Origin of the sequence: Escherichia sp. WS33, assembly GCF_046486385.1 — a bacterium.
Lineage (GTDB): Bacteria > Pseudomonadota > Gammaproteobacteria > Enterobacterales > Enterobacteriaceae > ECMA0423.
The window spans coordinates 61,824-82,406 of the sequence record NZ_JBJQLJ010000019.1 but is presented as its reverse complement, the minus strand read 5'-3'; the positions used below and the strand labels follow the sequence as shown (position 1 = coordinate 82,406).

Here is a 20,583-nt window from a genome sequence, read left to right as displayed (position 1 = left end):
AACATCCGCTATTATTGATTTCCAGCTTAATCATCACCTGATGAACAAAAATAATGACTAAACCTAATCATGAGCTTAGCCCGGCGCTGATCGTGCTGATGTCTATCGCCACCGGTCTGGCGGTAGCCAGTAACTATTACGCCCAGCCATTGCTCGACACCATCGCGCGTAACTTTTCCCTTTCCGCCAGTTCGGCAGGCTTTATTGTTACCGCCGCGCAGTTGGGCTATGCCGCAGGTCTACTGTTTCTTGTTCCCCTCGGTGATATGTTTGAACGCCGCCGCCTGATTGTCTCGATGACCTTACTGGCAGCGGGCGGTATGTTAATCACTGCCAGCAGTCAGTCACTGGCGATGATGATCCTCGGTACGGCATTAACCGGTTTATTCTCAGTCGTGGCACAAATTCTGGTTCCGCTGGCAGCGACGCTGGCTTCACCGGACAAACGCGGCAAAGTGGTTGGCACTATTATGAGCGGTCTGCTGTTGGGGATCTTACTCGCACGGACCGTTGCCGGATTGCTGGCGAATCTCGGCGGCTGGCGCACCGTCTTTTGGGTTGCCTCGGTGTTAATGGCACTGATGGCGCTGGCATTATGGCGTGGTCTGCCACAAATGAAATCAGAAACCCACCTCAACTACCCACAGTTGTTAGGTTCCGTTTTCAGCATGTTTATCAGCGATAAGATCCTGCGCACCCGCGCATTGCTGGGCTGCCTGACCTTTGCCAACTTCAGCATTCTCTGGACCTCAATGGCCTTTTTGCTTGCCGCTCCACCTTTTAACTACAGCGATGGTGTCATTGGTCTGTTTGGACTTGCGGGAGCTGCCGGAGCGTTGGGCGCTCGTCCGGCGGGCGGTTTTGCCGATAAGGGTAAATCGCACCACACCACAACTTTCGGTCTGCTGCTGCTATTACTTTCATGGCTGGCGATCTGGTTTGGTCACACTTCCGTACTGGCGCTGATTATCGGCATCCTGGTGCTGGATCTCACCGTACAGGGCGTGCATATCACTAACCAGACGGTAATTTATCGAATACACCCTGATGCGCGTAATCGCCTGACCGCAGGTTACATGACCAGCTACTTTATTGGCGGTGCCGCCGGTTCGCTAATTTCAGCCTCAGCCTGGCAACATGGCGGTTGGGCTGGCGTTTGTCTGGCTGGCGCGACGATTGCCCTGGTTAACTTACTGGTCTGGTGGCGAGGTTTTCATCGTCAGGAAGCCGCAAATTAAGCAATCAGCAACCGTTTTCGTGGCTTTACACTTATAAGGGTGTTAAGAAGCCCATCAGTCTGATAAGGTTAAGATATTCATTCAGTCTATTTATAATATTAACAATCGTTAAGCGTACACTCTATGGAAAGCCCTACTCCACAGCCTGCTCCTGGTTCGGCGACCTTCATGGAAGGATGCAAAGACAGTTTACCGATTGTTATTAGTTATATTCCGGTGGCCTTTGCGTTCGGTCTGAATGCGACCCGTCTGGGATTCTCTCCTCTCGAAAGCGTTTTTTTCTCCTGCATCATTTATGCAGGCGCGAGCCAGTTCGTCATTACCGCGATGCTGGCAGCCGGGAGTAGTTTGTGGGTTGCTGCACTGACCGTCATGGCAATGGATGTTCGCCATGTGTTGTATGGCCCGTCACTGCGTAGCCGTATTATTCAGCGTCTGCAAAAATCGAAAACCGCCCTGTGGGCATTTGGCCTGACGGATGAGGTTTTTGCCGCCGCAACCGCAAAACTGGTACGCAATAATCGCCGCTGGAGCGAGAACTGGATGATCGGCATTGCCTTCAGTTCATGGTCATCGTGGGTATTTGGTACGGTAATAGGGGCATTCTCCGGCAGCGGCTTGCTGCAAGGTTATCCCGCCGTTGAAGCTGCATTAGGTTTTATGCTTCCGGCACTCTTTATGAGTTTCCTGCTCGCCTCTTTCCAGCGCAAACAATCTCTTTGCGTTACCGCAGCGTTAGTTGGTGCCCTTGCAGGCGTAACGCTATTTTCTATTCCCGTCGCCATTCTGGCAGGCATTGTCTGTGGCTGCCTCACTGCGTTAATCCAGGCATTCTGGCAAGGAGCGCCCGATGAGCTATGAGGTTCTGCTGCTTGGGTTACTGGTTGGCGTGGCGAATTATTGCTTCCGCTATTTGCCGCTGCGCCTGCGTGTGGGTAATGCCCGCCCAACCAAACGTGGCGCGGTAGGTATTTTGCTCGACACCATTGGCATCGCCTCGATATGCGCTCTGCTGGTTGTCTCTACCGCACCAGAAGTGATGCACGATACACGCCGTTTCGTGCCCACGCTGGTCGGCTTCGCGGTACTGGGTGCCAGTTTCTATAAAACACGCAGCATTATCATCCCAACACTGCTTAGTGCGCTGGCCTATGGGCTCGCCTGGAAAGTGATGGCGATTATATAACCCACAAGAATCATTTTTCTAAAACAATACATTTACTTTATTTGTCACTGTCGTTACTATATCGGCTGAAATTAATGAGGTCATACCCAAATGGATAGTTCGTTTACGCCCATTGAACAAATGCTAAAATTTCGCGCCAGCCGCCACGAAGATTTTCCTTATCAGGAGATCCTTCTGACTCGTCTTTGCATGCACATGCAAAGCAAGCTGCTGGAGAACCGCAATAAAATGCTGAAGGCTCAGGGGATTAACGAGACGTTGTTTATGGCGTTGATTACGCTGGAGTCTCAGGAAAACCACAGTATTCAGCCTTCTGAATTAAGTTGTGCTCTTGGATCATCCCGTACCAACGCGACGCGTATTGCCGATGAACTGGAAAAACGCGGTTGGATCGAACGTCGTGAAAGCGATAACGATCGCCGCTGCCTGCATCTGCAATTAACGGAAAAAGGTCACGAGTTTTTGCGCGAGGTTTTACCACCGCAGCATAACTGCCTGCATCAACTCTGGTCCGCGCTCAGCACAACAGAAAAAGATCAGCTCGAGCAAATCACCCGCAAATTGCTCTCCCGTCTCGACCAGATGGAACAAGACGGTGTGGTTCTCGAAGCGATGAGCTAACGCGTCATCTCGCTCAAAAATCCAGATTTATAAAAGAAAAAATGACCGGCCAGCATCGCAACATGCTGGCCTTTTTGGCAAGCAGGTCGGCTCAGCCGATGAGTTAAGAAGATCGTGGAGAACAATATGAGCGCAAATGCGGAGACTCAAACCCCGCAGCAACCGGTAAAGAAGAGCGGCAAACGTAAGCGTCTGCTCCTCCTTCTCACCTTGCTCTTTATAATTATTGCCGTAGCGATAGGGATTTATTGGTTTTTGGTACTGCGTCATTTCGAAGAAACCGATGACGCATACGTGGCAGGGAATCAGATTCAAATTATGTCTCAGGTGTCTGGCAGCGTGACGAAAGTCTGGGCCGATAACACCGATTTTGTAAAAGAAGGCGATGTTCTGGTCACTCTCGACCCGACAGATGCTCGCCAGGCGTTTGAAAAAGCCAAAACTGCACTGGCTTCCAGCGTTCGCCAAACCCACCAGCTGATGATTAACAGCAAACAGTTGCAGGCGAATATTGAGGTGCAAAAAATCGCCCTCGCGAAAGCACAAAGCGACTACAACCGCCGTGTGCCGCTGGGCAATGCCAACCTGATTGGTCGCGAAGAGCTGCAACACGCCCGCGACGCCGTCACCAGTGCCCAGGCGCAACTGGACGTCGCTATTCAACAATACAATGCCAATCAGGCGATGATTCTGGGGACTAAACTGGAAGATCAGCCTGCCGTGCAACAGGCTGCCACCGAAGTACGTAACGCCTGGCTGGCGCTGGAGCGTACCCGTATTGTCAGTCCGATGACCGGTTATGTCTCCCGCCGCGCGGTACAGCCTGGGGCGCAAATTAGCCCAACGACGCCGCTGATGGCGGTCGTTCCAGCCACCAATATGTGGGTGGATGCCAACTTTAAAGAGACGCAGATTGCCAATATGCGTATCGGTCAGCCGGTCACTATCACCACGGATATTTACGGCGATGATGTGAAATACACCGGTAAAGTGGTTGGTCTGGATATGGGCACAGGTAGCGCATTCTCACTGCTTCCGGCGCAAAATGCGACCGGTAACTGGATCAAAGTCGTTCAGCGTCTACCTGTGCGTATCGAACTGGACCAGAAACAGCTGGAGCAATACCCGCTGCGCATTGGTTTGTCCACGCTGGTGAGCGTCAATACCACTAACCGTGACGGTCAGGTACTGGCAAATAAAGTACGTTCAACACCGGTCGCGGTAAGTACCGCGCGTGAAATCAGCCTGGCACCTGTCAATAAACTGATCGACGATATCGTAAAAGCTAACGCTGGCTAATCCAGAGGTGCGTGTGATGCAACAGCAAAAACCGCTGGAAGGCGCGCAACTGGTCATTATGACGATTGCGCTGTCACTGGCGACATTCATGCAGGTGCTGGACTCCACCATTGCTAACGTGGCGATCCCCACTATCGCCGGGAATCTGGGCTCATCGCTCAGCCAGGGAACGTGGGTAATCACTTCTTTCGGGGTGGCGAATGCCATCTCGATCCCGCTTACCGGCTGGCTGGCAAAGCGCGTCGGGGAAGTGAAACTGTTCCTTTGGTCCACCATCGCCTTTGCTATTGCGTCGTGGGCGTGTGGTGTCTCCAGCAGCCTGAATATGCTGATCTTCTTCCGCGTGATTCAGGGGATTGTCGCCGGGCCGTTGATCCCGCTTTCGCAAAGTCTATTGCTGAATAACTACCCGCCAGCCAAACGCTCGATCGCGCTGGCGTTGTGGTCGATGACGGTGATTGTCGCGCCAATTTGCGGCCCGATCCTCGGCGGTTATATCAGCGATAATTACCACTGGGGCTGGATATTCTTCATCAACGTGCCGATTGGCGTGGCGGTGGTGTTGATGACACTGCAAACTCTGCGCGGACGTGAAACCCGCACCGAACGGCGGCGGATTGATGCCGTGGGGCTGGCACTGCTGGTTATTGGTATCGGCAGCCTGCAGATTATGCTCGACCGCGGTAAAGAGCTGGACTGGTTTTCATCACAGGAAATTATCATTCTTACCGTGGTGGCGGTGGTGGCTATCTGCTTCCTGATTGTCTGGGAGCTGACCGACGATAACCCGATAGTCGATCTGTCGTTGTTTAAGTCGCGCAACTTCACCATCGGCTGCTTGTGTATCAGCCTCGCGTATATGCTCTACTTCGGCGCTATTGTTCTGCTGCCGCAGTTGTTGCAGGAGGTCTACGGTTACACGGCGACCTGGGCAGGTTTGGCCTCTGCGCCGGTAGGGATTATTCCGGTGATCCTGTCGCCGATTATCGGCCGCTTCGCGCATAAACTGGATATGCGGCGGCTGGTAACCTTCAGCTTTATTATGTATGCCGTCTGCTTCTACTGGCGTGCCTATACCTTTGAACCAGGTATGGATTTTGGCGCGTCGGCCTGGCCGCAGTTTATCCAGGGGTTTGCGGTGGCCTGCTTCTTTATGCCGCTGACCACCATTACGCTGTCTGGTTTGCCACCGGAACGACTGGCGGCGGCATCGAGCCTCTCTAACTTTACGCGAACGCTGGCGGGGTCTATCGGCACGTCGATAACCACGACCATGTGGACCAACCGCGAGTCGATGCACCATGCGCAGTTGACTGAGTCGGTAAACCCGTTCAACCCGAATGCCCAGGCGATGTACAGTCAACTGGAAGGGCTTGGGATGACGCAACAGCAGGCATCAGGCTGGATTGCCCAGCAGATCACCAATCAGGGGCTGATTATTTCCGCCAATGAGATCTTCTGGATGTCAGCCGGGATATTCCTCGTACTGCTGGGGCTGGTGTGGTTTGCTAAACCGCCATTTGGCGCAGGTGGCGGCGGAGGCGGTGCGCACTAAGTACAACTAAGCCAGTTCATTTGAACTGGCTTTTTTCAATTAATTGTGAAGATAGTTTACTGACTAGATGTGCAGTTCCTGCAACTTCTCTTTCGGCAGTGCCAGTTCTTCGTTGCTGTTGATGCGTACGTCACGTTCCAGAATGCTACGCGCAATATCCTGCGCTTCCTGCAACGAGTGCATCTGGTAAGTGCCACACTGGTAGACGTTCAGTTCCGGGATCTGATTCTGATCCTGCACTTTCAGCACGTCTTCCATTGCCGCTTTCCAGGCATCAGCAACACGCTGCTCATCTGGCGTACCAATCAGACTCATATAAAAACCGGTGCGGCAGCCCATTGGCGAGATATCGATAATCTCTACACCATTACCGTTAAGATGGTTACGCATAAAACCAGCAAACAGGTGCTCCAGGGTATGGATCCCTCTTTCTGGCATCACTTCTTTGTTCGGCACGCAGAAGCGCAGATCGAACACGGTGATTGCGTCGCCATGCGGGGTGTTCATTGTTTTCGCCACCCGAACTGCAGGCGCTTCCATCCGGGTATGATCGACTGTGAAGCTATCTAACAACGGCATTTAGCCACCTCCGGTAATTTTTTTTAAAATTTTCTGAACTCTTTCTTCCCAGGCGAGTCTGAGTATATGAAAGACGCGCATTTGTTATCATCATCCCTGAATTCAGAGATGAAATTTTGGCCACTCACGAGTGGCCTTTTTCTTTTCTGTCAGGCGTGTTTTTCCAGCCACACCGCAAACGGTTCGGTATCAGCGGTTTCCATTTCCTGCTGACGGCGTTCAGATGCCTCGCGCTCGGCTACAAAATCCTCTTCGCGCAGAATTTCCAGCGGCTCTTCACGCAGCAGATTACGGTAGGCTTCTGCAAACGCTTTGCCTGTTCCGCCAATACCAGTATCAATCATAGACCTTAAGATACGGGCAGAGAAAGTCAGATCGGGATTATCGAAGCAGGCAACCAGTTCATCACACACTTTCTGATACGCTTCGCCGCCGTTAATGCTATCCAGCGTTTGCGCGACGCGTTTCAGATCGCGGAACAGATCTTTACCCACCTGCAGTAACGGGAACTGCGCGGTTTCGCAGCCGATACCCAGCGTCAGGCCCGGTTTGCGACCTTCAAGGATCACCCGGTTCCAGTTAACGCGCGTACAGGCAAGTTCGCTACTGCTCATTTCCGGTGCATCAGCCAGCGCACACCAGACCATAAACAGGTCGAGGAATCGCACCTGCTGTTCATCTACACCAATCGGCGAGAACGGGTTGATGTCCAGCGAACGCACTTCAATATATTCAATGCCGCCACGTAACAGCGCATCAGAAGGTGACTCGCCGCTGCGGGTAACGCGTTTTGGACGAATCGGCGCATACAGTTCGTTTTCAATCTGCAGCACGTTGCTATTGATTTGCAGCCTCTTACCGTCTTTCTCAATACCAATCTTCGCGTACTCTTCCGATGGCGTTTTGATTGCCTGTTTAAGGCCCGCTACGTACTCGTAAAGATCGTTGAAGGTAATACCAAGATTGCTTTGCGATTTATTGGTATAGCCGAGATCGCTCAAACGAAGAGAGGTCGCATACGGCAGGTAATACATACCGCACTCGGTTTTCTCAAACGGCAGCGACGTTGGTTTTCCTTGCAGGAAAGAAGAACAAATCGCCGGAGATGCACCAAACAGATAAGGAATGACCCAACCGAAACGATAGTAATTGCGGATAACGCGGAAATAGCCCGCAGAAATTTTCTCTTTGGCATCAGCGCCCGAGATATCACCGCACTTCGCTTGCCAGAATGCCATTGGCAAAGAGAAATTGTAGTGCACGCCGGAAATGGTTTGCATCAGCGCGCCGTAGCGATTTTTCAGCCCTTCACGATACAGCGTTTTAAAGCGTCCGGTGTTAGAAGTGCCGTACTGTGCCAGTTCGATGTCCTGACCTTCTGCGATGTAGCATGGCATACTTAACGGCCACATCCGCTCATCACCCATATTGCGCGCCGTATAACGATGCAGATCGCGCATAAAGGTCAGCATATGTTCAATATCACCATCCACTGGTGTAATGAATTCCAGCAATGCTTCCGCAAAATCGGTAGTAATCCATTTGTGCGTCAGTGCGGAACCTAATGCTTCAGGATGACCTGTTGTTGCCAGTGTGCCATCAGCATTAACACGCAAAGTTTCGCGCTCCAGCCCACGCTGTATCCCCTTTAACGCCTGAGGATGTTTTTCCAGCCAGGCCAGCGCCTGTGATACGTCCGGGATCAAATTGACCTCCCGCCTGTCAAAATCGTTTTAATTAGCATAACTGTAATGGTGACCATATGTGCAGGCCTACAATTAGTGCCACCACATCATGCCCTGAACGGTCGCTGCTGCAACTGCAACATAGCGTAACGCTTTACCAAGGCACAAAAAAAAGATTACCGGTCCCCAGGAGATGCGCATCCATCCCGCTAACAGACACAGTAAATCGCCAACCACGGGCATCCAGCTTAATAATAGCGTGACTGCACCATAGCGTTTCAGCCAGCCGGTAGCTTTCTCTTGCCAGCGCGATGTTTTACGCAATGGAAAGAAACGCCCAAGGATAACGTTAGTTAACCCTCCAAGGCTATTACCCATTGTTGCTGTTAAAACTAAAACCCAGGGATAACTGATCCCGGAAAGCAACATTGCCACCAGCACGACTTCGGAGTTGCCGGGTAATAGTGTAGCGCTGAGAAAACTACTGGCAAACAACGAGAAAAGCGATAACGCTTCACTCACAGCAAGCGAACATCCACGGCGTCCATGCCTGCTGCACGGGCCGCCTGAATACCGAAATCGGCATCTTCAAAGACCACACACTGCGTCGGTTGCACGCCCATACGCTGCGCGCACAACAAAAATGTGTCTGGCGCGGGTTTATGGTGTTTGACGTGATCAGCAGCGACGACGGCGTCAAAATAACGGCGTAATCCCAGGTGCGCCAGCAATGCCTCAGCGATGGCGCTTTCACTCCCCGTTCCTACAGCCATTGGGCGACGACCATGCCAACTTTTCACCACTTCAACAAGAGGAAGCGGCTCGACACTATCCAGCAGCATACTTCTTACTGCTTCTGTTTTTTCACGCGCTAACGCATGCGGGTCGAGATCGGCCTGATTCAGCTCAATAATTGCCTGAGCAATACGCCAGGTGGGCGATCCATTAAGCGCAATCATTGCCTGAACATCGTACTGAAGACCGTAGTGCCCTAATACTTCGCGCCACGCTTTACGGTGCGTAGGCTCCGTATCCAGGATTGTGCCATCCATATCAAAAATTAAACCTGCATAACGCTCGTACATGGTCTTCTCGCAAGTCGAAAAATATGACGCTACTTTAGCGTAATTGCTTGATTTTGTCGCTGATGGCGAAGGAGAAGAAAATTCAGGAAATGGATAAAGTAGTTATTTAGAAATGAGATATTTTTGAAGGAAATTTTTGGGAGAAGATGGTGCATCCGGGAGGATTACTCACTGGCGTTCGCCCTTCGGGCCGTTGCTGACGCAACGTTATCCTCCCTGGTGCCTGCGGTTAATACCGCTATCTCTTCGATACCTTCATTGCTGAAGGTTACGGAGAATATGGTGCATCCGGGAGGATTCGAACCTCCGACCGCTCGGTTCGTAGCCGAGTACTCTATCCAGCTGAGCTACGGATGCATCGGGAAAATTTATTTTACTGCTGATATTGATATCGCTACTAAAGCCATATCAAGTAAGAGATGGTGCATCCGGGAGGATTACTCGCCTTGCGGCTCGCCCTTCGGGCCGTTGCTAAAGCAACGTTATCATCCCTGGTGCCTGCGGTTAATTCCGCTACCTCTTCGATACCTTCATTGCTGAAGATTTCGGAGAATATGGTGCATCCGGGAGGATTCGAACCTCCGACCGCTCGGTTCGTAGCCGAGTACTCTATCCAGCTGAGCTACGGATGCATCGGGAAAATTTATTTTACTGCTGATATTGATACCGCTACTAAAGCCATATCAAGTAAGAGATGGTGCATCCGGGAGGATTACTCGCCTTGCGGCTCGCCCTTCGGGCCGTTGCTAAAGCAACGTTATCCTCCCTGGTGCTTGCGGTTAGTACCGCCACCTCTTCGATACCTTCATCGCTGAAGATTACGGAGAATATGGTGCATCCGGGAGGATTCGAACCTCCGACCGCTCGGTTCGTAGCCGAGTACTCTATCCAGCTGAGCTACGGATGCATCGGGAAACTTACTTTACTGCAGATTTTTTGATACCGCTACTAAAGCCGTATCAAGTAAGAGATGGTGCATCCGGGAGGATTACTCGCCTTGCGGCTCGCCCTTCGGGCCGTTGCTAAAGCAACGTTATCCTCCCTGGTGCCTGCGGTTATACCGCCACCTCTTCCATACCTTCATCGCTGAAAGTACGTAGAATATGGTGCATCCGGGAGGATTCGAACCTCCGACCGCTCGGTTCGTAGCCGAGTACTCTATCCAGCTGAGCTACGGATGCAAATGGCGGTGAGGCGGGGATTCGAACCCCGGATGCAGCTTTTGACCGCATACTCCCTTAGCAGGGGAGCGCCTTCAGCCTCTCGGCCACCTCACCACACGCCTCTTACGAGTGCTTCGAAGAACTTGTTTATCGCTCATCGTCGCTGCGTGGCGCACATATTACTTTCTGAGACTTATAAGTCAAACAATTTTTCCTACACTTTTATCGTTTGCACACTTCACGTTCAATTAGTCTGTAAAAACGTCAAAAAGAGTGTTTTATCAACAGAAAAATGGAGGTCTGACAGATAGTAGTAATGCAAAAAAATGGAGACTTAAGTTGAATGAACGGGAGTAAAGCGAAAAGACTATAGAGTGAAGGAGAAATTTTGAGGGTGCGTCTCACCGATAAAGATGAGACGCGGAAAGATTAGTAACTGGACTGCTGGGATTTTTCAGCCTGGATACGCTGGTAGATCTCTTCACGGTGAACAGAAACTTCCTTCGGGGCATTTACGCCAATACGTACCTGGTTGCCCTTTACCCCTAAAACTGTCACGGTGACCTCATCCCCAATCATGAGGGTCTCACCAACTCGACGAGTCAGAATCAGCATTCTTTGCTCCTTGAAAGATTAAAAGAGTCGGGTCTCTCTGTATCCCGGCATTATCCATCATATAACGCCAAAAAGTAAGCAATGACAAACACATTACATGTAAGCAGTCATGGCATTACATTCTGTTAAACCTAAGTTTAGCCGATATACACAACTTCAACCTGACTTTATCGTTGTCGATAGCGTTAATGCGAATGCCGTGAAGCGAGTCCACGGCATTGCCTGACGCTTATATTATTGCAATTTCGCGCTGACCCAGCCTTTCACACTGGCTAACGCTGCAGGTAAGGCCGCAGCATCCGTACCACCGGCTTGCGCCATGTCAGGACGTCCACCACCCTTGCCGCCCACCTGCTGAGCGACCATACCAATCAGTTCCCCTGCTTTCACACGATCTGTGACGTCCTTAGATACGCCTGCAATCAGAGAAACCTTACCTTCGGCTACCGTTGCCAGCACGATAATTGTCGACCCCAGCTGATTTTTTAAATCGTCAACCATGGTACGCAACATTTTCGGCTCAACACCGCTAAGCTCGCTAACCAACAGCTTAACACCATTAACATCAATTGCCTTACTGGAAAGATTTGCGCTCTCCAGTGCGGCAGCTTGTTCTTTAAGCTGTTGTAGTTCTTTTTCTAACTGACGCGTACGTTCCAGTACTGAGCGCACTTTATCCGCCAGATTATTGCTATCGCCTTTCAGCAGATGCGCGACTTCGCTTAAGCGATCGCTGTCTGCATGAACGGTGGTGATAGCGCCTTCTCCGGTTACCGCTTCGATACGACGAACGCCTGCAGCAGTACCCGATTCAGAGATGATGCGGAACAGACCAATATCACCAGTGCGGCTGGCGTGAGTACCGCCACACAGCTCGGTGGAGAAATCGCCCATGCTCAGCACGCGTACACGCTCATCATACTTCTCGCCGAACAGCGCCATCGCACCTTTCGCTTTCGCCGCTTCGAGATCCATGATGTTGGTTTCGATCGGCAAATTGCGACGAATCTGTGCGTTCACCAGGTCTTCGACCGCACGAATCTCTTCCGGTTTCATCGCTTCGTTGTGTGAGAAGTCGAAGCGCAGCACCTTGTCGTTAACCAGTGAACCTTTCTGCGATACATGAGTCCCCAGAACCTGGCGCAGCGCAGCGTGCATCAGGTGCGTTGCGGAGTGATTCAGACGAATACGGGCGCGACGAGCCTCATCAACATCAGCCTGCACAGCGTCGCCCACTTTCAGAGAACCCGCAGCAAGTTTACCGATGTGACCAATCGCCTGGCCGTATTTCTGCGTATCTTCCACCGCGAAGGAGAAGTTAGCGCCTTTCAGTTCGCCTTTATCACCAACCTGACCGCCGGATTCCGCATAGAATGGTGTTTGATCCAGCACGACCACAGCTTCCTGGCCTGCATTGATGGCATCAACCGCTTTACCATCAACAAACAGCGCGGTCACTTTGCCGTTCAGTTCCAGATGGTCATAGCCTTTAAATTCAGATGCACTATCAACACGGATCATTGCGTTGTAATCGGCACCAAAGCCGCTGGCTTCGCGCGCGCGACGACGCTGCTCTTCCATTGCTGCTTCAAAACCAGCTTCGTCAACTTTGATGTTGCGCTCACGACAAACATCAGCCGTCAGGTCAACCGGGAAGCCATAGGTGTCGTACAGACGGAAAGCCGTTTCACCATCCAGCGTATCACCAGAAAGTTTTGCCAGCTCTTCATCCAGCAACGCCAGACCGCGCTCCAGAGTACGGGCAAACTGCTCTTCTTCAGTCTTCAGCACCTGCTCAACCTGCGCCTGCTGGCGTTTCAGGTCTTCACCCGCAGAGCCCATAACGTCGATCAGCGGACCAACCAGTTTGTAGAAGAAGGTTTCTTTCGCGCCGAGCATATTGCCGTGACGCACTGCGCGACGAATGATACGACGCAGTACATAACCACGGTTTTCATTGGACGGCATTACGCCATCCGCGATCAGGAACGCACAAGAACGAATGTGGTCAGCGATTACGCGCAGCGATTTATTGCTCAGATCGGTCGCGCCAGTGACTTTCGCTACCGCCTGGATCAACGTGCGGAACAGGTCGATGTCATAGTTAGAGTTAACGTGTTGCAGCACCGCAGCAATACGCTCCAGACCCATACCGGTATCTACAGACGGCTTCGGCAGCGGTTCCATCGTGCCATCTGCCTGGCGGTTGAACTGCATGAAGACGATGTTCCAGATCTCAATGTAGCGGTCGCCGTCTTCTTCCGGACTTCCCGGAGGGCCACCCCAAATGTGGTCGCCGTGATCGTAGAAGATTTCGGTGCACGGGCCGCACGGACCAGTGTCACCCATCTGCCAGAAGTTGTCAGATGCGTATGGCGCACCTTTGTTATCGCCGATGCGAATAATACGTTCGCGCGGGATCCCTACTTCTTTTTCCCAGATTTCGTAGGCTTCGTCGTCGCTTTCATAGACGGTAACCCACAGACGCTCTTTCGGCAGGGCAAACCATTTTTCGCTGGTCAGCAGTTCCCATGCAAACTGAATGGCATCGTGTTTGAAATAGTCGCCGAAGCTGAAGTTGCCCAGCATTTCGAAGAAGGTATGGTGACGCGCGGTGTAACCGACGTTTTCCAGGTCGTTGTGTTTACCACCCGCACGCACGCAGCGTTGGGAAGTGGTAGCGCGGGAATAATTACGCTTGTCGAGCCCAAGGAACACATCCTTGAACTGGTTCATCCCGGCGTTGGTAAACAACAAAGTTGGGTCGTTATGGGGTACCAGGGAGCTGCTGGCAACTACCTGATGTCCCTTACTATGGAAAAAGTCGAGAAACGCCTGACGGATCTCAGCGGTGCTCTTGCTCATAATTATCCTGAAATCAAGCTAACGAAATATCGCCACCAGCTCCAGCGTGTCTTAACCGCCGGGCTGGTAACTGAAAAGTGGGAATAAGATAAGTTTTCTTGACTGGGAAGTAAAATACCGTATGCGTTCAGTCGGCAAAATTTCGCCAAATATCCTGGATATCTTCCATCAGATAGCCACGATAGAGCAAAAAACGCTGGATCTTAACTTTTTCTGAAAAGACAGTTGGCAAAGGTTCACCATATTTTCGCGTCGCCTGATCGCGCGCCAGTGCGCACCAGTCGATGTCACATTCACGCATCGCTTTTTCTGTCGCTTCGCGGGAAATACCTTTCTGATTCAGTTCCTGGCGAATACGCGCAGGTCCATAACCTTTGCGGCTACGGCTGGCGATAAAGCGCGCAACAAATCGGCTGTCATCGAGATAGCCATGTTCATGGCACCAGGCAATAACGCGCTCGTAATCTTCTGCCGTAGCATCAATCTCTTCTGGGCCATTTTTGCCCATAATCGGTGCCGCGAGTTTACGTCGCAGTTCTTGCTCACTGTGATCGCGCACCGCCAGAATGCGTACCGCACGATCCAACAGGCGAGCATATGCCGGGCGACGGGACGTTGATTCTGTCATGGCATATCCTTACAACTTAAAAAAGCAAAAGGGCCGCAGATGCGACCCAGGTTTTGCTGATAAACAGATTTAATAGTCAATGAGTGTGCAGAATGTTCCCGCAGGCCCAATTCGTTAGAGGATCGAGGTGAGAGTAATTTTTCACGCCAGTGCTGGCCTGTTCCCCTCACCCTAACCCTCTCCCCAAAGGAGCGAGGGGACCGTCCGTGCACACATTATCTATTATCATCAATAACGAACGATTAAAAATCTTCGTTAGTTTCTGCTACGCCTTCGCTGTCATCTACAGAGAAATCCGGCGTTGAGTTCGGGTTGCTCAGCAGCAACTCACGTACTTTCTTCTCGATCTCTTTCGCGGTTTCCGGGTTATCTTTCAGCCAGGCAGTTGCATTCGCTTTACCCTGACCGATCTTCTCACCTTTGTAGCTGTACCACGCGCCTGCTTTCTCGATCAGCTTCTCTTTTACGCCCAGGTCAACCAGTTCGCCGTAGAAGTTGATACCTTCGCCGTAGAGGATCTGAAATTCAGCCTGTTTAAACGGTGCAGCGATTTTGTTCTTCACCACTTTCACGCGGGTTTCGCTACCCACCACGTTTTCGCCCTCTTTCACCGCGCCGATACGACGGATGTCGAGACGAACAGAGGCGTAGAATTTCAGCGCGTTACCACCGGTAGTGGTTTCCGGGTTACCGAACATCACACCAATTTTCATACGGATCTGGTTGATGAAGATCAGCAGCGTGTTGGACTGCTTCAGGTTACCCGCCAGCTTACGCATCGCCTGGCTCATCATACGTGCCGCAAGGCCCATGTGAGAGTCGCCGATTTCGCCTTCGATTTCCGCTTTCGGCGTCAGTGCCGCCACGGAGTCAACGACGATAACGTCTACTGCGCCAGAACGCGCCAGGGCGTCACAGATTTCCAGTGCCTGCTCGCCGGTGTCCGGCTGGGAGCACAGCAGGTTATCAATATCGACGCCCAGTTTACGTGCGTAGATTGGGTCCAGCGCGTGTTCAGCATCGATAAACGCACAGGTTTTACCTTCACGCTGCGCTGCGGCGATCACCTGCAGCGTCAGCGTGGTTTTACCGGAAGATTCCGGTCCGTAGATTTCGACGATACGGCCCATCGGCAGACCACCTGCCCCAAGCGCGATATCCAGTGAAAGCGAACCGGTAGAGATGGTTTCCACATCCATGGAACGGTCTTCACCCAGGCGCATGATGGAGCCTTTACCAAATTGTTTCTCAATCTGGCCCAGTGCTGCCGCCAACGCTTTCTGTTTGTTTTCGTCGATAGCCATTTTTACTCCTGTCATGCCGGGTAATACCGGATAGTCAATATGTTCTGTTGAAGCAATTATACTGTATACTCATACAGTATCAAGTGTTTTGTAGAAATTGTTGCCACAAGGTCTGCAATGCATACGCAGTAGCCTGACGACGCACCGCATCACGGTCACCGCTGAAGCATTCCCGCCGGGTAATGCCTTCACCGCGGGCAGTGGCAAAAGCAAACCAGACGGTGCCGACAGGCTTCTCTTCACTGCCGCCATCCGGCCCGGCGATACCACTAATAGACACGGCATAATCAGCACGAGCCGCTTTCAGTGCACCTATCGCCATTTCCACCACGACGGGTTCACTCACCGCGCCATGCTGCGCCAGCGTCTCTTCGCGTACGCCGATCATCTGCGCTTTGGCTTCGTTACTGTAGGTGACAAATCCGCGTTCAAACCAGGCGGAGCTACCGGCAATATCGGTAATCACTTTCGCTACCCAACCACCGGTACAAGACTCGGCAGTTGTTACGGTTGCGCCACGGGCTTTCAGCGCCTGCCCAACCTGTTCACTTAACTGCATCAGTTCACTGTCAGTCATCACAACCTCTGTCAGTCAAAAATTTATGCCGGACAAGATAGCACTTTCGTCAGGAAGATGGTGTTGGCGTTGCAATTTTACGAGGAGGATTCAGAAAAAAGCTGATTAGCCAGAGGGAAGCTCACGCCCCCCTCTTGCAAATAGTTACTGCACGCGCGCCAGCGCCACGGCTTGTCCTAACTGCCAGACCGCCATTGCGTAATGGGTGCTGTGGTTATAACGGGTAATGGTGTAGAAGTTCGGCAGACCGTACCAGTACTGGTAACCGGTACCGACATCCAGACGCAGCAGGCTGGCTTGTTGATGGTTGCCCAGCGGCTGCTGTGGCGTTAAACCTGCCGTGGCAAGCTGCGAAATGCTGTACCTGGTTTTGAAGCCATTTGGCAAGCCTGGAGCCTGACCGTTTGCCATTACCGCGACCTGATCGCCTTTCACCCAGCCGTGCGCTTTGAAATAGTTCGCCACGCTACCGATCGCATCAACCGGATCCCACAGGTTGATATGCCCGTCGCCGCTGAAATCTACCGCATATTGTTTGTAAGACGACGGCATAAACTGTCCGTAGCCCATCGCCCCGGCAAAGGAACCTTTCAGATTGAGCGGATCGTCCTGCTCGTCGCGCGCCATCAACAGGAAGGTTTCCAGCTCGCCAGAGAAATACTCCGCGCGGCGTGGGTAGTTAAATGACAGCGTTGCCAGCGCATCGAGGATGCGAGTTTTCCCCATCACGCGCCCCCAGCGGGTTTCAACGCCGATAATCCCGACGATAATTTCCGGCGGTACGCCATACACCTGCCACGCGCGATTCAACGCATCTTCATACTGATTCCAGAAAACCACACCGTTCTGCACGTTGTCCGGCGTAATAAATTTTTTGCGATAACGGAGCCATGCGCCGTTCGGACCTGATGGCGGTTTCACCGATGTGGTTGGTGCCTGGTTATCCATCAGCCGCAGTACCGAATCCAGACGCTTCGCCTGGGAGAGAATTTCCTGCAACTGCTGACGATCGAAACCGTGTTTGTTCACCATTTTGTCGATGAACTGCTGGGCATTCGGGTTATTAGCGAAATCGCCGCCCATCTGCATCACATTGTGCTGCGGCTCAAGCAGGAAGCCGCCAGACGGCGTTCCGGTGGTCGTTTCAGTCTCAGTAGGTTTTGGCTTGCTGCTACAGGCGGCAAGCAACACAAAAAGGGGAAGCAATGTTACATAACGACGCTTGAACATGAGGGGTCCATTTAACAGATTCAACCAGGGGCAAGTATGGTAAAGCATCACGCCCCACACAAGGAAGCGGTAGTCACTGCCCGATACGGACTTTACATAACTCAACTCATTCCCCTCGCTATCCTTTTACTCAAACTTTCAAATTAAAATATTTATCTTTCATTTTGAGATCAAAATAACACTTTTAAATCTTTCAATCTGATTAGATTAGGTTGCCGTTTGGTAATAAAACAATAAATCCTGAAGGAGAGAACAATGATAGAAACCATTACTCATGGTGCAGAGTGGTTTATCGGGCTGTTCCAAAAGGGCGGAGAGGTGTTTACCGGGATGGTGACCGGCATTCTTCCGCTGTTGATTAGCCTGCTGGTTATCATGAACGCACTGATTAATTTTATCGGTCAGCATCGTATTGAACGTTTTGCTCAACGTTGCGCCGGTAACCCTGTTTCCCGTTACCTACTGTTACCGTGCATTGGCACGTTTGTCTTTTGCAATCCGATGACCTTAAGCCTGGGTCGCTTTATGCCGGAAAAGTACAAACCCAGCTACTACGCGGCGGCCTCTTATAGCTGCCACTCAATGAATGGCCTCTTCCCCCATATCAACCCTGGCGAACTGTTTGTTTATCTTGGCATTGCCAGCGGTCTGACAACGCTGAACCTGCCACTTGGCCCACTGGCGGTGAGTTATCTGCTGGTTGGTCTGGTCACCAATTTCTTCCGCGGCTGGGTGACCGATCTGACCACCGCCATTTTTGAGAAAAAGATGGGCATTCAACTTGAACAAAAAGTTCACCTGGCAGGAGCAACATCATGACGCATATTCGGATCGAAAAAGGAACGGGTGGCTGGGGCGGCCCGCTTGAGCTGAAAGCCACGCCGGGAAAAAAAATCGTCTATATCACCGCCGGTACCCGGCCTGCGATTGTTGACAAACTGGCACAGCTTACTGGCTGGCAGGCTATTGACGGATTTAAAGAAGGTGAACCCGCGGAGGCGGAAATTGGTGTCGCGGTAATCGACTGTGGCGGCACATTACGCTGCGGCATCTATCCGAAACGACGTATTCCCACCATTAATATCCACTCGACGGGCAAGTCCGGTCCGCTGGCGCAGTACATTGTGGAAGATATTTATGTCTCTGGCGTAAAAGAAGAAAACATCACTGTAGTGGGTGATGCGACACCACAACCCTCTTCCGTGGGCCGTGACTATGACACCAGTAAGAAAATCACCGAACAAAGCGATGGTTTACTGGCGAAGGTGGGAATGGGCATGGGGTCCGCCGTTGCGGTGCTGTTTCAATCTGGTCGTGACACCATCGACACTGTATTAAAAACCATTCTGCCGTTTATGGCATTCGTCTCGGCGCTCATTGGCATCATTATGGCTTCTGGCCTTGGTGACTGGATTGCCCACGGTCTTGCTCCGCTGGCGAGCCATCCACTGGGTCTGGTCATGCTGGCGCTCATCTGCTCCTTCCCACTGCTTTCACCTTTCCTCGGCCCAGGCGCAGTTATCGCACAGGTTATCGGCGTATTGATTGGCGTGCAGATTGGTCTCGGCAATATTCCGCCGCATCTGGCTTTACCGGCACTGTTTGCCATCAACGCGCAGGCGGCCTGCGACTTCATCCCGGTCGGTTTGTCGCTGGCGGAAGCCCGTCAGGACACGGTTCGCGTCGGTGTCCCTTCTGTACTGGTGAGCCGCTTTTTAACCGGCGCGCCGACTGTACTGATCGCCTGGTTTGTCTCCGGTTTTATCTATCAATAGAGGCTGAAACATGACCGTTATTTATCAGACCACCATCACCCGTATCGGCGCGAGTGCCACTGACGCCCTCAGCGACCAGATGCTCATCACCTTTCGTGAAGGCGCGCCAGCGGACCTCGAAGAGTATTGCTTCATTCATTGCCACGGCGAGTTGAAAGGTGCACTCCATCCCGGTTTGCAATTTTCACTCGGGCAGCATCGCTATCCGGTGACCGCTGTTGGCAGCGTGGCGGAAGACAACCTTCGCGAACTGGGTCATGTCACCCTGCGCTTCGATGGTTTAAACGAAGCGGAATTTCCGGGCACTGTCCATGTGGCAGGCCCTGTCCCCGACGATATCGCGCCGGGATCGGTTTTGAAGTTTGAATCTGTTAAGGAGTAAAAAATGAATCAGGTTGCCGTTGTCATCGGTGGTGGGCAAACCTTAGGCGCGTTCCTGTGCCACGGTCTGGCTGCCGAGGGGTATCGCGTCGCGGTTGTCGATATTCAGAGCGACAAAGCCGCAAATGTGGCACAAGAAATTAACGCCGAATATGGTGAAAGTATGGCGTACGGTTTTGGTGCTGACGCCACTAGCGAGCAAAGCGTTCTGGCGCTCTCTCGTGGGGTAGATGAAATCTTTGGTCGCGTGGATTTGCTGGTCTACAGCGCCGGAATAGCAAAAGCAGCCTTTATCAGCGACTTCCAGCTCGGCGATTTTGACCGTTCGCTACAGGTGAATCTGGTGGGTTATTTCCTGTGTGCGCGTGAATTTTCGCGTTTGATGATCCGCGACGGGATTCAGGGGCGCATTATTCAGATCAACTCGAAATCCGGCAAAGTGGGCAGCAAACACAACTCTGGCTACAGCGCAGCGAAATTTGGTGGCGTCGGGCTGACTCAATCACTGGCGCTGGATCTGGCGGAGTACGGCATTACGGTGCATTCACTGATGCTCGGTAACCTGCTGAAATCGCCGATGTTCCAGTCACTGTTGCCACAATACGCGACCAAGCTGGGTATCAAACCGGATCAAGTCGAGCAGTATTACATCGACAAAGTACCGCTCAAACGCGGCTGCGATTATCAAGATGTGCTGAATATGCTGCTGTTCTACGCCAGTCCTAAGGCGTCGTACTGCACCGGACAGTCGATCAATGTCACCGGCGGTCAGGTGATGTTCTGATCAACAGCGGAGA

General features: G+C 52.0%; 20 protein-coding genes and 5 tRNA genes. 10 read left to right on the top strand and 15 right to left on the bottom strand.

The genetic code is table 11. From position 1 onward, the window contains the following. Window positions 1–53 precede the first annotated feature (53 nt). The 6 genes from ACJHXA_RS16170 to emrB all read left to right on the top strand — a co-directional run bounded on the left by ACJHXA_RS16170 (window position 54) and on the right by emrB (window position 5,899). Entirely contained in the window at window positions 54–1,238 is a 1,185-nt protein-coding gene (locus ACJHXA_RS16170) for an MFS transporter (protein WP_000165699.1), read from the top strand. 123 nt (window positions 1,239–1,361) lie between these two features. After that, on the top strand, window positions 1,362–2,099 hold the full coding sequence (gene ygaZ / locus ACJHXA_RS16165; protein ID WP_000445658.1) for an L-valine exporter subunit YgaZ: 738 nt from the start codon (window positions 1,362–1,364) through the stop codon (window positions 2,097–2,099). Beyond that, window positions 2,089–2,424, top strand: a complete 336-nt coding sequence (gene ygaH, locus ACJHXA_RS16160) for an L-valine transporter subunit YgaH (protein WP_000119763.1) — start codon at window positions 2,089–2,091, stop codon at window positions 2,422–2,424. The genes ygaZ and ygaH overlap by 11 nt, the downstream gene beginning before the upstream one ends. 90 nt (window positions 2,425–2,514) lie before the next feature. Further along, on the top strand, window positions 2,515–3,045 hold the full coding sequence (gene emrR / locus ACJHXA_RS16155; protein WP_000378442.1) for a multidrug efflux transporter EmrAB transcriptional repressor EmrR: 531 nt from the start codon (window positions 2,515–2,517) through the stop codon (window positions 3,043–3,045). A 126-nt stretch (window positions 3,046–3,171) separates the two neighbouring features. Further along, window positions 3,172–4,344, top strand: coding sequence for a multidrug efflux MFS transporter periplasmic adaptor subunit EmrA (gene emrA / locus ACJHXA_RS16150; protein ID WP_001295175.1), 1,173 nt, complete (start codon window positions 3,172–3,174; stop codon window positions 4,342–4,344). 16 nt (window positions 4,345–4,360) lie between these two features. After that, complete coding sequence (gene emrB / locus ACJHXA_RS16145; protein WP_001295176.1) at window positions 4,361–5,899, top strand: multidrug efflux MFS transporter permease subunit EmrB; 1,539 nt, start codon at window positions 4,361–4,363, stop codon at window positions 5,897–5,899. Between the two features lie 63 nt (window positions 5,900–5,962). Here the strand turns inward: emrB and luxS are convergent, their stop codons facing one another. From luxS to mltB, 15 genes are all read right to left on the bottom strand, one after another. Beyond that, entirely contained in the window at window positions 5,963–6,478 is a 516-nt protein-coding gene (gene luxS / locus ACJHXA_RS16140) for an S-ribosylhomocysteine lyase (RefSeq protein ID WP_001130211.1), read from the bottom strand. 149 nt (window positions 6,479–6,627) lie between these two features. Next, window positions 6,628–8,184: a glutamate--cysteine ligase gene (gene gshA, locus ACJHXA_RS16135; protein WP_000611802.1), complete on the bottom strand. Its 1,557-nt coding sequence runs from the start codon at window positions 8,182–8,184 to the stop codon at window positions 6,628–6,630. A 72-nt stretch (window positions 8,185–8,256) separates the two neighbouring features. Then, on the bottom strand, window positions 8,257–8,685 hold the full coding sequence (locus ACJHXA_RS16130) for a YqaA family protein (protein ID WP_001287457.1): 429 nt from the start codon (window positions 8,683–8,685) through the stop codon (window positions 8,257–8,259). Further along, window positions 8,682–9,248: a fructose-1-phosphate/6-phosphogluconate phosphatase gene (yqaB, locus tag ACJHXA_RS16125; protein WP_000273309.1), complete on the bottom strand. Its 567-nt coding sequence runs from the start codon at window positions 9,246–9,248 to the stop codon at window positions 8,682–8,684. Before yqaB ends, ACJHXA_RS16130 begins: the two co-directional genes overlap by 4 nt. Window positions 9,249–9,528: 280 nt before the next feature. After that, window positions 9,529–9,605 (bottom strand) — tRNA-Arg (locus tag ACJHXA_RS16120). Between the two features lie 198 nt (window positions 9,606–9,803). Further along, a tRNA-Arg gene (locus ACJHXA_RS16115) sits at window positions 9,804–9,880 on the bottom strand. Window positions 9,881–10,078: 198 nt separating this feature from the next. Further along, a tRNA-Arg gene (locus ACJHXA_RS16110) sits at window positions 10,079–10,155 on the bottom strand. A 197-nt stretch (window positions 10,156–10,352) separates the two neighbouring features. Then, window positions 10,353–10,429: transfer RNA gene (locus ACJHXA_RS16105), tRNA-Arg, on the bottom strand. Window positions 10,430–10,432: 3 nt separating this feature from the next. Next, a tRNA-Ser gene (locus ACJHXA_RS16100) sits at window positions 10,433–10,525 on the bottom strand. Between the two features lie 315 nt (window positions 10,526–10,840). Further along, on the bottom strand, window positions 10,841–11,026 hold the full coding sequence (gene csrA, locus ACJHXA_RS16095) for a carbon storage regulator CsrA (RefSeq protein ID WP_000906486.1): 186 nt from the start codon (window positions 11,024–11,026) through the stop codon (window positions 10,841–10,843). Window positions 11,027–11,260: 234 nt separating this feature from the next. Next, window positions 11,261–13,891: an alanine--tRNA ligase gene (alaS, locus tag ACJHXA_RS16090; protein WP_283512325.1), complete on the bottom strand. Its 2,631-nt coding sequence runs from the start codon at window positions 13,889–13,891 to the stop codon at window positions 11,261–11,263. A 127-nt stretch (window positions 13,892–14,018) separates the two neighbouring features. After that, a complete protein-coding gene (gene recX / locus ACJHXA_RS16085) occupies window positions 14,019–14,519 on the bottom strand; it encodes a recombination regulator RecX (protein ID WP_000140506.1) in 501 nt (166 codons plus the stop codon). A 242-nt stretch (window positions 14,520–14,761) separates the two neighbouring features. Beyond that, window positions 14,762–15,823, bottom strand: a complete 1,062-nt coding sequence (recA, locus tag ACJHXA_RS16080; RefSeq protein WP_000963143.1) for a recombinase RecA — start codon at window positions 15,821–15,823, stop codon at window positions 14,762–14,764. Between the two features lie 79 nt (window positions 15,824–15,902). After that, on the bottom strand, window positions 15,903–16,400 hold the full coding sequence (pncC, locus tag ACJHXA_RS16075) for a nicotinamide-nucleotide amidase (RefSeq protein WP_000132231.1): 498 nt from the start codon (window positions 16,398–16,400) through the stop codon (window positions 15,903–15,905). Between the two features lie 144 nt (window positions 16,401–16,544). After that, window positions 16,545–17,630, bottom strand: a complete 1,086-nt coding sequence (gene mltB / locus ACJHXA_RS16070) for a lytic murein transglycosylase B (protein ID WP_001299653.1) — start codon at window positions 17,628–17,630, stop codon at window positions 16,545–16,547. Between the two features lie 255 nt (window positions 17,631–17,885). On the opposite strand from mltB, the gene srlA reads away from it, so the two are divergent. From srlA to srlD, 4 genes are read left to right on the top strand one after another with little or no spacing between them, the layout of a single operon-like run. Continuing rightward, window positions 17,886–18,449 (top strand): PTS glucitol/sorbitol transporter subunit IIC, encoded by a 564-nt coding sequence (gene srlA / locus ACJHXA_RS16065; protein ID WP_000573321.1) that lies wholly within the window; start codon window positions 17,886–17,888, stop codon window positions 18,447–18,449. Continuing rightward, window positions 18,446–19,405 carry a PTS glucitol/sorbitol transporter subunit IIB gene (srlE, locus tag ACJHXA_RS16060; protein WP_000148875.1) on the top strand — a complete coding sequence of 320 codons (960 nt, stop codon included), beginning with the start codon at window positions 18,446–18,448 and terminating at the stop codon, window positions 19,403–19,405. The genes srlA and srlE overlap by 4 nt, the downstream gene beginning before the upstream one ends. 10 nt (window positions 19,406–19,415) lie before the next feature. Further along, window positions 19,416–19,787 (top strand): PTS glucitol/sorbitol transporter subunit IIA, encoded by a 372-nt coding sequence (gene srlB, locus ACJHXA_RS16055; protein WP_000216201.1) that lies wholly within the window; start codon window positions 19,416–19,418, stop codon window positions 19,785–19,787. Between the two features lie 3 nt (window positions 19,788–19,790). Further along, window positions 19,791–20,570: a sorbitol-6-phosphate dehydrogenase gene (srlD, locus tag ACJHXA_RS16050; protein WP_001077358.1), complete on the top strand. Its 780-nt coding sequence runs from the start codon at window positions 19,791–19,793 to the stop codon at window positions 20,568–20,570. Window positions 20,571–20,583: the final 13 nt, after the last annotated feature.